The sequence below is a fragment of the Enterococcus avium genome (assembly GCF_002891025.1).
In the GTDB taxonomy this organism is placed as follows: Bacteria; Bacillota; Bacilli; order Lactobacillales; family Enterococcaceae; genus Enterococcus_A; species Enterococcus_A avium.
The window spans coordinates 2,576,002-2,588,674 of sequence record NZ_NBSL01000002.1 but is presented as its reverse complement, the minus strand read 5'-3'; the positions used below and the strand labels follow the sequence as shown (position 1 = coordinate 2,588,674).

The following is a 12,673-nucleotide window of genomic DNA, read 5'->3' as shown; positions in this document are numbered from 1 at the left end:
TAAAGTGAATTCACAAAGAAAACGTTTACTATTCATCCTGTTCAAGCTAGACTATAGGAAAAAATGTAGGCAGGAGGGCACTAGATGGATCTTGATAATCGAAGCGTCCAGATATTGCAGGCAGTCGCTTCTACGGTGAAAATTTCTTCCAAAGAAATCATGGAAAAATATGATCTGACTCGTAATCAATTAGACTATGCTATAAAAAAAATCAATGATTATCTTGAAGAAAATAATTATCGTAAAATCATTCGCTCACGTAATGGCAGCTTTATCGTTGATACGAAAGTGGTCGATGTTTTCTCTGGAATTATGAATAGTGAAAGTCAACTGCAAGCAGATGAAAACAGTTTTTTGGATGAGGATCATCGTTTGTTAGTTATTTTATTGTTAATTTTTTCTGCAGATTATCTTTCGCTATATCATTTTTCAGAAAGCTTAGAGGTTAGTAAAAACACGATCGTATCGGATATCAAGAAACTCAAAAAGCAACTAAAAAAACATAAGTTAACGATCGATTATTCCAGAAAAGGCGGGTATTATTTTCGAGGGGATGAAGAAGCGGTTCGTGGCTTGATTCTTGTAGTGACAGATCAAGTGATGGATTCTATTTATAATCGCCTTATTTTTGAGAAGTATTTGGCCATCCAAGCGACAGAAATCGAAGAACAGCGAAAAATGCTGCGCATGGTGGAAGATGAGCTGCAAGTTCAGTATACAGATAATCGGATTCAAACAGCGCCGTACTTTTTGGTATTGCTAGATCGCCGAGTTAAGAATGGTCATATCATTGAGCAACGTTTTGGCTTGTTGGCAAAGGAAATTATGGATACCAACGAATATGCGGCAATTGTCAAAGTGTTGGCGGGGCAAGGAATGCTGCCGAAGTCCTATACGGAGCACCTTTATCTGTGTCTGTACATTCTTTCGTTGAAAATAACCGATCTAAGCAATATTTTTTCCCTAAATAAAGAAGATCTCAGAAAGCATATTGAACTGTTTATTGCGATGCTGGAGAGAAATACGATTATTCAGCTGAATGATAAAGAACAGCTGATTGAAAACTTAGCATTGCATCTAACACCAGCATACTATCGCATTCGCTATGGGTTAACTTCTGACTATACACTGACGGATATTGTTAAAAATCAGTTGGACCCTTTATTTTTTATTGTGAAATCATCGGTAGCGCCCTTAGAGGAATTTTTTGAAGAGCGGATTCCGAATGATGAAATTTATCTGATCACCATGTTCATTGGAGCATACATGCCAAAAGAAAAGCCGATCAATCTTGAGCGTACGATTGTCAAAGCAGCAGTGGTTTGCCCCAATGGTATCATTAGTTCAAAACTTTTGGAAAAGACGTTAGACAATTGGTTCCCCATGATTCATTTTGTCAGTTCTTTTTCGATTCGTGAATTCTATGAAAAAGAAAAGCAATTGGATGTTCAATTAATATTTTCTACAAATCCGTTAACAACTGAATTCCCTGTGATCGTTGTAGGAAATGACCTATCTGCAATGAACAAAACCTTGATCGTCAATGAAGTGATCCAGCTGATCTATAAAATTGATAGTTACAAGCTGCAGCCGGATCATATTTTATCGATCGTCAAAAAACATCTGTCAATGGATGATGAGATTGAAGGAAAGATTCGTAAAGAATTAATGATCTCTTATAATTCTATTTTTCAGATTCAGGATCAAGAGATTTTGACCAATGAAACAAAGTTAAATTTGAGCGATCTGATCACAAAGGAGAGTATCATCATTTTACCAGATGAGTTGATTTGGTTAGATATTCTTCAAGCAGCGACGCAAAATTTGATTGATCGTAAGATTGTTGAACCAAGCTATTTATCTCATCTTGAGGAGCAATTTCCTGAGGTTACCCCCAGTATTGTGTTGGGGAATCAAATCGTCATTCCTCATACTATTCCGGAACATGGAGCGCGTGAGCTGGGGATGTGCTTGGCTAAAGTTTCAAAAGGATTTAGCAGTCAAGGTCAGACATATCGATATGTTGTTGTGATTTCAGCGATTGATAAAAAATTGCATATTCAGCCTATGATGCAGCTGCTTAAAATCGCTAGTGATCCTAGAGCGATTGAGCGTTTGGATCAGGCGCAGAACAAGGAAGCGCTTCTAGCGATTATCCAAGCATTCAAAAAGTAATAAAACGATTTCCCATTCATTTCACGAATGGGATTTTTGCATTATCTGCCTATTTCAGCAATTATTTCAGAAGGAGAAACGCTTGTGAAATCAACGTTTTCAGCAAGTCATACAAATATTCAGGAATAGGTTCAGTAAAAAATGAGTTCAAAAGAAATTTAAAAGAAAGCGTTTCCGTGTTATCTTTTGGGTAAGCAAGAAGCAAAACAACAGAAGTAGGAGGGATCGAGTGATCAAACGTGAGTTGCTTTTTAGCAAAATGAAGCCGCAAGATTATGAAGAGATGATTACGTTCTTAGGGAAAAAAATGGAAGAATTAGGCTATGTCAAATCAACCTATGTTCCCGCGGTATTAGAAAGAGAGAAGGGCTTTCCGACTGGATTGCAGATGGGGGATTACGGGATTGCGATTCCTCACACGGATCGTGAACATGTGTATCAATCCGCTTTAGCAATCGCGACCCTAGCAGAACCCATCGAGGTTTGTTCAATGATTAATCCAGAAGAAAAGGTTCGTGTATCGTTAGTAATCTTAATGGCCGTAGAGGACCCAGATGGACAGGTGAAAATGCTCAGCAAATTGATGGGGCTTTTTCAAGATGTCGAAACGTTGAAGCGGTTGGAGCGAGCGTCATCTGTAGAAGAAATGTATAGTATTGTGGAAAAAATGGAGTTAGAAATCGCATAAAGAAAAAAGGAGGAAGCAGTAATGAAAAGATACAATGTATTGTCGGTTTGTGGATCAGGAACAGTGACATCTTCAATGGTGGCGGAAAAATTAAGAGAAACGTTGGAGGAAAAAGGCTATATCGTTGATACGACAGAAGCGAATCCTAATGAAGCATTGTCGTTAGCGAAGACTGGTAAGTTTGATTTTATTACCTATACGAGTCCGCTACCTGATGGTGATTATGGTATTCCCGTAGTGAACGCAATTGGCTTTTTAACTGGATTTGGCGAAGATGAGTTTTTGGAAGAAGTAGATGAGGTCTTGTTAGCATTAGAAAAATAAGCTTTTGAGAAAAGGTTGTATTTGGTTTCTTGCGAAGATAATTTGTTTTGCCAGTATTTGGCAGAACTAAAATAAATACCTTAAAACGAAAAAGGATGCTAGTTCCCCTTTGCGCTTTAGCGCATTAGAGGAATAGTATACGGCTTGAGAATCAGACTTATTTTTCAGAAAGAAAAATAAATACATTAAAACGAAAAAGGAGTAATGAGATGTTAGAAACTTTAAAGAGCGTTTTTGATACGTTTGGATCGGCTGTTTTTGTTCCAGTAATGATTTTTGTTGTTGCCAAAGTATTAAAAGTGAAGACTCAAAAGGCATTTTTATCTGGTTTATATGCAGGCGTAGGTTTGATGGGTTTCACCTTGATTTTGAATTCCTACACTCCGATTATTTCTAAAGTTGTACAACAGATGGTCGATCAAACCGGAATCAATTTGCCAGCATTTGACGTAGGCTGGCAGGCGACGGCTTTAGTTGCCTATTCGACAGAAGCGGGCATGATTTACTTAGTGATTGCCTTAGTGTTACAAACCGTTCTTTTCTTAGTCAAATGGACGAATGTGTTCCAGCCTTCTGATTTGTGGAATAACTATTCTTACATGGTTTGGGGCTCGATGGTATATTTGGCTACGAAAAACATGATTTTAGCCGTTGTCCTGATGTGCTTATTGAATATGTACAGTCTGTTATTGTCAGAAATGTTAGCCAGAAGATGGTCCAGCTATTATCATTATCCCAATTGTACGATCATCGCGATGCATAATATTGAGCCGGGAATTTTTGCCTTAATAATGGACCCGATTTGGAATATGCTTGGTCTGCATAAAGTTCGTTTAAATCCTCAAGGGTTGCAGAAGAAGCTGGGCTTTTTAGGTGAACCGATCTCATTAGGATTGTTCTTAGGTCTGTTTTTAGGAATTTTAGGAAATATCAGCAACTTAGCGGAATTATCGGCGTGGGGACAAATCACAGAAGTAGCGATCGCAACAAGTGCGGTAATGGCAATCTTTCCGAAAGTGGCGGGAATCTTCTCACAAGCCTTCAACCCGATTTCACAAGCAGCTAGTAAAAACGTTCGTGGCAATAATGAAGGTCGAGAATGGTATCTAGGAGTAAATGATGCGACTGGCTATGGTGAACCTGCTACGCTGATCTCAGGAATTCTTTTAATTCCGATCATGGTGTTCATCGCAATGATCTTACCTGGAAATCAAACATTACCAGTCGTTGACTTGTTAGCGATTCCATACATGGTTCAGGCGCTAGTCTGCTTATCGAATGGAAATATTGCGAAGACATTGTTAAATGGTGTGATCTGGTTCAGTTTAGGATTATATATGTGTTCATACACTGCGCCAATGTTTACTGAAATAGCACAAACTGTAGGGGTTACTTTGCCGGCTGGCGCATTGATGGTTACCAGCTTTAATATCTTAGGAAAACCGATTTTTGGGCTGATCTTCCTGGCCTTTTTAAGTCAGAATCCATTGTGGATTGGTTTAACGATTGTCGCTTATTTTGTTGTTTACTTCTTATTCCGTAAAAATAAAGAAGCTTTTTATGGCTATGTTGAACGAGCTGCAGCGAAAAATAGTGGTGAGATCCCTGAAGGCAAAACAAAGGTAGCTTAATAGAGAAGGATGAAAGAAATCATGACAAAAAAGATGAAAGCAAGTGTGCTGATAAAACCTGGTGTGTTGGAAGTTCAAGAAGTGGATGTTCCCGATATTGGTGAAGATGAAGTATTAGTTAAAGTCGCTTACGCGGGGATCTGTGGCTCAGATGTGCCCCGCGCAAACTTAGAAGATGGTGCAAGAATGTATCCGCTCATTTTAGGACATGAGTTTAGCGGTACTGTAGATCGGGTAGGATCACAGGTCACTAAAGTTCAAGTCGGAGATAAGATCGCAGTTGCACCACTGATCCCAGACCCAAATTCTGAATATACAAAAGAAGGGTCTTACGGTCTCAGTGATAATTATAACATAATCGGTACCGGCAGTAATGGGGCCTTTGCAGAATACGTGAAAGTTCCAGAAGAGCATTGTGTGGTAATGCCGGAGGATTTGGATTTGTTGTCAGCAGCTGGGGTAGAGCCGGCAACGATTAGCTGGCATGCGATGCAGCGATCGAATATGAAGGTTGGCGACACTGTAGCGGTGCTTGGTTGCGGACCGATTGGTCAATTTGCCATCCAAATCGCAAAAATATTTGGCGCGAAAAAAGTGATTGCAGTCGACATTTTTGATGAGAAATTGGCTTTAGCAAAGAATTTGGGCGCGGATGTAACAATCAACAGCAAAGAGCAAGATTTAGAAGCTGCAATCAAGGCAGAAACAGGTTTAGGGGTCCATGTCGTAATTGAGACTGCGGGTAGTAAATTCACTCAGAAGCAGGCACTTTTGATTACACGTAAGCACGGAACGGTCGTATTAGTAGGAATCTCTCACCAAGATCTGCCATTATCAGAGCACGAGGCAGAACGAATCATGCGGGCAGAGTTAACCATTACCGGTTCATGGAATTCCTATACGGCACCTTATCCTGGCCGCGCGTGGGAGGCGACATTAGAAGAAATGTCTAAACGTCGAATTAAGTTCAAGGAAATGGTGAGTAATGAAATTACCTTAAACGATTTGCCAGAGGTGCTGCCTAAGATGTTCAAACGCGAGCTTGCCTATAACAAAATCGTTGTTGCTGTCAATCCAGAGTAAGAGAGGGCCGAATCAATGTTAGAACAATTAAAAGAAGAAGTATTTCAAGCAAATTTAGATTTACCTAAACAAGGTTTAATTAAATACACTTGGGGCAATGTCAGTGCTTATGATCCTGAGACGAAGTATTTTGTGATCAAACCCAGCGGTGTCAGCTATGAAGAAATGACAGCGGAGGATATGGTCGTTGTCGATTTGGAAAACAATGTGATCGAAGGACGATTGAATCCATCTTCTGACACACCGACTCACGCAGTCTTATATAAAGAGTTTCCGGAAATTGGTGGGATTGTTCACACCCATTCAACGTGGGCAGCTGCTTGGGCACAATCAGGGTTAGACGTTCCGGCAATGGGAACTACCCATGCGGATACCTTTTACGGGTCTGTTCCATGTGCACGTTTTTTGAGTCAATATGAAATCGATGAAGGCTATGAACACGAAACGGGCTGTGTCATCGTAGAGACCTTTAAGCAACGGGAAATAAAACCCTTAGAGGTTCCAGGAGTGCTGCTTCATGGTCACGGGCCATTTACATGGGGCAAGGATGCTCATAGTGCCGTGATGAATGCCGTAGTATTGGAGGAGGTTTGTAAGATGAACCTGCTGACGCGGCAATTAAATTCCTTTGCTGAAGAGCTGCCACAACGTGTTTTGGACAAGCATTATTTACGTAAGCATGGAGCAAATGCTTATTATGGGCAAAAGTAGTTATTAATTTGGGAGGAGGATTACGATGATTAGCGATTTGTTTGTTTTGATTGGATTGGCCTTTTTTATCAAAATCTTTTTTGATGGCGCAAAAAAACTCGTGATTGGAGCGAATGGCGATGTTGTTAAGAGCAAAACGTATCTGATTCATGGTGTGTTAGGTGTGGCCTTTATGATCGTGGCACGACTAATTACGATTCTCCTCTAATCTATAGTCAACAGGGGATGATAAAGTGAAACTTCATGAGATCAATCAAGCTCCTTTTATCAAAGAAATGTGTGAAGCCACCAGTCAATTATGGGCGTACGGCTGGGCAGAGCGAAATGGTGGAAATATCAGCTATCGCCTGCCGCAAGAGGAGGTTCAATATTATCTCGATAGTGATCAGGTTAAAAGAACTATTCCATTGGATTTTACTGTAAAAAGCTTAGCAGGTGAGCTATTTCTCGTTTCAGGATCAGGCAAATATTTCAAAAATATTCAAAAGAATCCCGCTGATAGTTTAGCCATCATTCGAATAAGTGCAGAAGGCGACAGGTATGAGCTGCTGTGGGGACTAGAGGGTGGTGATTTGCCAACGAGTGAGCTGGCGTCACATCTTCAATGTCATGAAGTTCGTCTTGCACAAGATCCAGAGCATCGGGTCATTTTGCATACTCATGCGACGGCTATATCGGCGATGACGTTTATTCACGACCTAGACGAAAAGAAATTCACTAAGACGCTATGGCAAATGATCACAGAATGTTTAGTCGTTTTTCCAGATGGGGTGTCGGTTCTTCCTTGGATGGTTGCAGGAACGAGACAACTTGGAGCAGCTTCAGCTGACAAAATGCAGAATTCTAGAATTGTGATTTGGCCGCATCATGGAATTATGGGTGCCGGTCAAACGATGGACGATGCTTTTGGTCTAGTGGAAACGGCGGAAAAGGCTGCTAAAATCTATCTGCAAATTTGCTCAGCCAAACAAGAAATTAAGCAGCAGATCACAGACCAGCAGCTTTTAGATTTAGCAGAAAAGTTTCACGTGAAACCGAAATCCGGGATTTTATTGGAAGAAGGTCTGCGCAGTGACTAAGGTAGTCGTGATTGGTGATCCTTTCGTTTCAGCAGCAAATTTGGCAAATGCTGCAAAAGGACTACTACTTGAAGAGCCCGTTATTATTCAAAGCTTCGAGTGGCAGTCTGAAAAAACACGGTCAGAATTTCGCGAAGTTATCAAAATTCTGGAACATGATGGACCGAATGGTTTTGAATGGTCTGCTGAGATCTTGGCAGAAGTAGCAGAGGCCGAGTATTTGCTCGTACATTTGGCGCCTGTTTCACGAAAACTATTAGCTCAAGCAAAAAAGCTAAAGATGATCGGCACCTGCCGAGGTGGACTAGAGCATATTGATCTGGAGGCAGTGAAAGAGAGACCTGGACTTTCGGTAATCAATGTTATTCGAAATGCGGAACCAGTCGCGGATTTTACGATTGGTTTGATGTATGCGACTGTTCGCAATATCGCGGCTTCTGCTATTCAAGTAAAGCAGGGAAATTGGCCGCAGAATTTTCCAAACGATGCATACAAAACTTCCTTTTCCAATCTAAAAGTCGGGCTAGTGGGATTAGGACATATTGGAAAAATCGTTGCTAAACGCTTAACTGCTTTAGGGTTGGAGGTCAGTGCTTATGATGCGTTTATCGATCAAGCCAGCCTAGATCAAGAAGGCTATCAAATCAAATTAAAAAGCTTGAAGGAGATTTTCAGTGATTCAGATTTAGTATCTCTACATTTGAGAGTAGTACCAGAGACCCAGAATTTGATTAATCATTCGTTGTTGCGTTTGATGAAGCCCAGTGCCTATTTGATTAATACCGCGCGACCGGATATTATTAATCGAGCAGATTTACTTGACTGTTTGACGAAAAATCAGATCGCGGGAGCGGGTATCGATGTTCTATGGGAAGAACCAATCGCTTCTGATGAGCCTTTGTTAGCATTGGACAACGTAGTCATCACTTCACATATTGCAGGAGACACCATCGACGCGATAGACCGTTCGCCGCAATTATTGCAAGTAGAAATGAATCGAATATTAGGAAAAGCGTGAATTTTCACTCATCTAAGAGTTGCATTTAACAATTTTAAATGTAAACTTTTAGATGGGTGTTTTTGTCAGTTTTTCTTCCTGCTTTAGCAGGTTAGAAAAATGATATGCGTGCGAAAATAAAACCATTTTTCACGCTTTTTGAAAAATGAATACAACAGTAATGAACTAGCTGTCAGTTTTTCTTCCTGCTTTAGCAGGTTAGAAAAATGATATGCGTGCGAAAATAAAACCATTTTTCACGCTTTTTGAAAAATGAATACAACAGCAATGAGCTAGCTGTCAGTTTTTCTTCCTGCTTTAGCAGGTTAGAAAAATGATATGCGTACGAAAATAAAACCATTTTTCACGCTTTTTGAAAAATGAATACAACAGTAATGAGCTAGCTGTCAGTTTTTCTTGCCTTTGCAGGTTAGAAAAACACCTAACTACATGGAGATATCTGGGAAATTTAATGAATGAGGCGATAATATGAAGCTTACACCAAAGGAATCAGGTGCGTATCAAAAACATTTTTTAATGGATACGGAAGCGATCAAACAATATGTTGTGGAAAGATTGGGCGCTTTTCCTTCAGGGACACCAATTGAAGTATCGGAGATTGGTGATGGGAATATCAACTATGTTTTTCGCGTGGTGAATCAGGCGACACAGGAAAGTCTGATCATCAAGCAGGCAGATATCCTGTTACGTTCTTCTGGGCGACCATTAGACATTGAGCGAAACCGGATCGAAGCGGAAATATTACGACTGCAAAATGAATTGGCACCGCAGTTTGTACCAGAGGTTTATTATTATGACCAAAAGATGTATGCTTTGACAATGGAAGATGTCTCAGCCTATCAAAATATGCGCTATGAATTGATTGACAAGCAGATTTTTCCAGATTTTAGCGAAAAGATCGCGGAATTTTTAGCACGTACGTTACTTTTAACAAGTGATTTGGTCTTAGATCGCGACGTGAAGAAGCAGCGCGTCAAAGACTTCATCAATCCTGAAATGTGCGATATCAGTGAAGACCTGGTATTTACTGAGCCATATGATGATTATAAGCAAAGGAATATCGTGACTGCAGGTAATGAAGATTTTATCAGAGAAAACCTATATGAAAATGAACCGCTGCAAGTAGAAGTTGCATTGCTGCGTCATAACTTTATGAATAATGCCCAATCATTGCTGCATGGCGATCTGCATACGGGATCGATTTTTATCAATCAAACAGGAGTAAAGGTGATTGATCCAGAGTTTGCCTTTTATGGTCCAGCGGGCTATGATATCGGCAATGTTTTGGCTCATCTTTATTTTCCAATGATTAAAAATTTATTTGATTCGACGAGCGATCAAGAATTCCACCAGTGGTGCAAGGAAACGATTGCCGCTGTTTACGATCAGGTGCAGGAAAAATTAGAGACAGTCTACGATGAAGCAGTGACTTTTCCGTTGTATCGGAATCACGCGTTTAAGGAGATAATGTTGCAAAAAATCATGGAAGATGCGATCGGCTATGCTGGAACCGAGATCATTCGCCGCGTGGTAGGAGATTCAAAGGTGAGGGAATTATCCTTGATTCCTTCTGATAAAAAGGTCACGGCTGAACGGATTTTATTAAAAATAGGCATTCAATTAATTATTAATCGACAACATGTTATTAGCGGCAGTCAGCTAGCCGCTGGAATTGACGAAGCTGTCAATTCGGCTTTTCCTAGTATGCAGAATTAAGAAAGATAAGGAATTGCTGCAAATTTAGCGGCACGTTCAGCACTAAAAGGTATTAGAACAAGATTCCTTCAACAGAAGCAGGTGAACAATTTGGAAAGACAAGATTATACGATGCCAACATTGCTGCAATATGAGAATGTCGCGTGGTACGAGAAGGGGAAAGTCCGTATTTTGGATCGGCGGATTTATCCAACGCGGCTCGAATTTGTGGAGTGTGAAACGCATCAAGCTGTAGCGCAGGCGATTACGGACATGGTTACACAAAGTGCCGGACCTTATACTGCGGCAGGTATGGGTATGGCGTTAGCGGCGGAAGAGAGCCGCGATTTCGCACCAGAAGAACAGATCGCTTATCTAAAAAAAGCATCTCACACGATTGCCAACGCCCGTCCGACAACAGCAAATCGCATGACACTGATCACAGAAAAATGTGTAGAAGTAGCAGAGCAAGCATTGGACAAAGGGAAAGATCCAACCGAAGCGATCAAGCAAAATACGATCAATTCCTTAAATCGCCGTTATTATACAATGGATCAGGTGGCTAAATACTTGATCGAAAAAATCCCGGATAATGGAACCGTTCTGACGCAATGCTTTGGTGAAACGATCATTGGGATGCTGCTGAGAGAAGCGATCGAACAGAACAAAACGCTGCGTTTCTTTTGTGCGGAGACGCGACCATATCTGCAAGGTGCGCGATTAACTGCCAGCTGCTGTGCAGAAATGGGGTTTGACACAACCGTTGTTTCTGATAACATGATCGCTTATTTAATGGCGCATGAAAAAATCGATTTATTCACTTCGGCGGCGGATACGATCGCTCAAGATGGCTATATTGCCAATAAAGTCGGTACGTATCAAATCGCAATTTTGGCGCAAAAATTTGGTATTCCTTACTTTGTTACAGGTATTCCAGATACAGATAAAACAAGTCATGAAAGCATCAAAATCGAAATGCGCGATCCTGAACAAGTCATGGAGTTAAATGGGATCAAGCATACTTTAGCCGGGGTCAAGGCCATTTATCCTTCCTTTGATATCACACCGCCAGAATTAATTGGAGCAGTTGTGACGGATCGTGGAATTTTTTCACCCTATGACCTGAAACGCTATATCAAAGAGCAGCCGGAAAATAATTTTTATTGATTGAATGATTACGTGATAAAAATAGAATTATCAATAGCAGTGAGGAGAAGAAGATGAAGCATTTAAAAGAGCGTGAGCTGATCGTTGACTATGGCAAGAAACTTATCACTGAAAAATTAACGACAGGTACTGGCGGCAACATCAGCATTTATCTACCTGAAGAAGAAGCGATGCTGATTAGCCCAAGCGGCATTCCTTATTTTGAAACAGAACCAGAAGACATTGTACTAATGGACCTTCATGGCAATGTGTTGGAGAGCAATCGTAAACCTTCAAGTGAATATGATCTTCATAGTATTTTTTACGCCAATCGTCCAGACATTCGCTCAGTTGTTCATACTCATTCAGAATACGCGACGACGTTTGCCTGTCTGCAGCAGGAGATTGAACCATTGCATTACATCATTGGTTCTGTAGGGGAGAAAATTCGTTGCTGCGAGTATAAAACGTTCGGTACTCGGGAATTAGCCGAGGAAGCCTTTAACTTTATTCATGAAGACAACGGAATCTTGCTAGGCAACCATGGTGTTTTGACCATTGGCCCAGACTTATCCAGTGCCTTTGGTGTGGCGAAAGACATCGAGTTTATTGCTAAACTCGATTACCGAGCGCGATGCATTGGTACACCAAAACTACTAAATCAAGAACAAATGAAAGAAGTTCTAGAAAAGTTCGAAACCTATGGGCAACAATAATAAATCGCTGCTTTGACGGGAGTCAAGGCGGCGGTTTTTGTTTTTCGTAGAAGTAAATAAAAGATTGGTCAAGTGAAAATTTTGCTGTTCGTTTATTCACAATTAAAATAGTCTGTGAGAATTTTTGATTGGTCTAATATTTTTTTTATAGCTGAACATCCTATATGTATAAATTTTTTTCTTCTGGATAGATTGTGAACGAACCTTCATGCTCATCTCCTTTTCTATTATATTTCTAAATTAGGACCTCTTTTCTATTTTCTAATATTGTTATTTTAAGAATGTGCAATTGTGACTTTTTTATTGTTTGAATTATTTCAATTTTATAGATAATATTCTTTAGATATTGATATATCACGTTTTTTACGGTAATTTTTACTTTTGTAACATATGTTCCGATTGGTGGA

The 12,673-nt window shown here is 40.3% G+C and carries 12 protein-coding genes; all 12 read left to right on the top strand.

All coding sequences use genetic code 11. From position 1 onward, the window contains the following. Positions 1 to 84 precede the first annotated feature (84 nt). Positions 85 to 2,175, top strand: coding sequence for a BglG family transcription antiterminator (locus AUF14_RS13000; protein ID WP_049219816.1), 2,091 nt, complete (start codon positions 85 to 87; stop codon positions 2,173 to 2,175). A 229-nt stretch (positions 2,176 to 2,404) separates the two neighbouring features. Next, on the top strand, positions 2,405 to 2,863 hold the full coding sequence (locus AUF14_RS12995) for a PTS sugar transporter subunit IIA (protein ID WP_049219817.1): 459 nt from the start codon (positions 2,405 to 2,407) through the stop codon (positions 2,861 to 2,863). Positions 2,864 to 2,884: 21 nt separating this feature from the next. Then, positions 2,885 to 3,187, top strand: a complete 303-nt coding sequence (locus tag AUF14_RS12990; protein ID WP_016179316.1) for a PTS sugar transporter subunit IIB — start codon at positions 2,885 to 2,887, stop codon at positions 3,185 to 3,187. A gap of 209 nt (positions 3,188 to 3,396) precedes the next feature. Continuing rightward, entirely contained in the window at positions 3,397 to 4,818 is a 1,422-nt protein-coding gene (locus AUF14_RS12985) for a PTS galactitol transporter subunit IIC (protein WP_048719223.1), read from the top strand. Positions 4,819 to 4,839: 21 nt separating this feature from the next. Beyond that, positions 4,840 to 5,901, top strand: a complete 1,062-nt coding sequence (locus tag AUF14_RS12980) for a galactitol-1-phosphate 5-dehydrogenase (protein ID WP_016179318.1) — start codon at positions 4,840 to 4,842, stop codon at positions 5,899 to 5,901. A 15-nt stretch (positions 5,902 to 5,916) separates the two neighbouring features. After that, a complete protein-coding gene (locus tag AUF14_RS12975; protein WP_048719220.1) occupies positions 5,917 to 6,612 on the top strand; it encodes an L-ribulose-5-phosphate 4-epimerase in 696 nt (231 codons plus the stop codon). A 25-nt stretch (positions 6,613 to 6,637) separates the two neighbouring features. Beyond that, positions 6,638 to 6,820: a hypothetical protein gene (locus tag AUF14_RS12970; RefSeq protein ID WP_016179320.1), complete on the top strand. Its 183-nt coding sequence runs from the start codon at positions 6,638 to 6,640 to the stop codon at positions 6,818 to 6,820. Between the two features lie 25 nt (positions 6,821 to 6,845). Continuing rightward, the gene (gene rhaD / locus AUF14_RS12965; protein ID WP_049221744.1) at positions 6,846 to 7,691 is read left to right on the top strand and encodes a rhamnulose-1-phosphate aldolase; all 846 of its coding nucleotides are present in this window, start codon (positions 6,846 to 6,848) and stop codon (positions 7,689 to 7,691) included. Beyond that, a complete protein-coding gene (locus AUF14_RS12960; RefSeq protein WP_016179322.1) occupies positions 7,684 to 8,709 on the top strand; it encodes an NAD(P)-dependent oxidoreductase in 1,026 nt (341 codons plus the stop codon). Before rhaD ends, AUF14_RS12960 begins: the two co-directional genes overlap by 8 nt. Positions 8,710 to 9,177: 468 nt before the next feature. Beyond that, positions 9,178 to 10,425, top strand: a complete 1,248-nt coding sequence (mtnK, locus tag AUF14_RS12955) for an S-methyl-5-thioribose kinase (protein WP_049222092.1) — start codon at positions 9,178 to 9,180, stop codon at positions 10,423 to 10,425. 90 nt (positions 10,426 to 10,515) lie between these two features. Next, entirely contained in the window at positions 10,516 to 11,571 is a 1,056-nt protein-coding gene (locus tag AUF14_RS12950) for a s-methyl-5-thioribose-1-phosphate isomerase (RefSeq protein ID WP_049222091.1), read from the top strand. Between the two features lie 53 nt (positions 11,572 to 11,624). Continuing rightward, a complete protein-coding gene (locus AUF14_RS12945; RefSeq protein WP_049222090.1) occupies positions 11,625 to 12,266 on the top strand; it encodes an L-fuculose-phosphate aldolase in 642 nt (213 codons plus the stop codon). The last annotated feature ends 407 nt before the right edge of the window (positions 12,267 to 12,673 follow it).

Bases quoted from the DNA above. Each gene is read 5' to 3' on its own strand.
- AUF14_RS13000 (WP_049219816.1), top strand. From the start codon at position 85: ATGGATCTTGATAATCGAAGCGTCCAGATATTGCAGGCAGTCGCTTCT.
- AUF14_RS12990 (WP_016179316.1), top strand. From the start codon at position 2,885: ATGAAAAGATACAATGTATTGTCGGTTTGTGGATCAGGAACAGTGACA.
- AUF14_RS12985 (WP_048719223.1), top strand. From the start codon at position 3,397: ATGTTAGAAACTTTAAAGAGCGTTTTTGATACGTTTGGATCGGCTGTT.
- AUF14_RS12980 (WP_016179318.1), top strand. From the start codon at position 4,840: ATGACAAAAAAGATGAAAGCAAGTGTGCTGATAAAACCTGGTGTGTTG.
- AUF14_RS12975 (WP_048719220.1), top strand. From the start codon at position 5,917: ATGTTAGAACAATTAAAAGAAGAAGTATTTCAAGCAAATTTAGATTTA.
- AUF14_RS12970 (WP_016179320.1), top strand. From the start codon at position 6,638: ATGATTAGCGATTTGTTTGTTTTGATTGGATTGGCCTTTTTTATCAAA.
- mtnK (WP_049222092.1), top strand. From the start codon at position 9,178: ATGAAGCTTACACCAAAGGAATCAGGTGCGTATCAAAAACATTTTTTA.
- AUF14_RS12945 (WP_049222090.1), top strand. From the start codon at position 11,625: ATGAAGCATTTAAAAGAGCGTGAGCTGATCGTTGACTATGGCAAGAAA.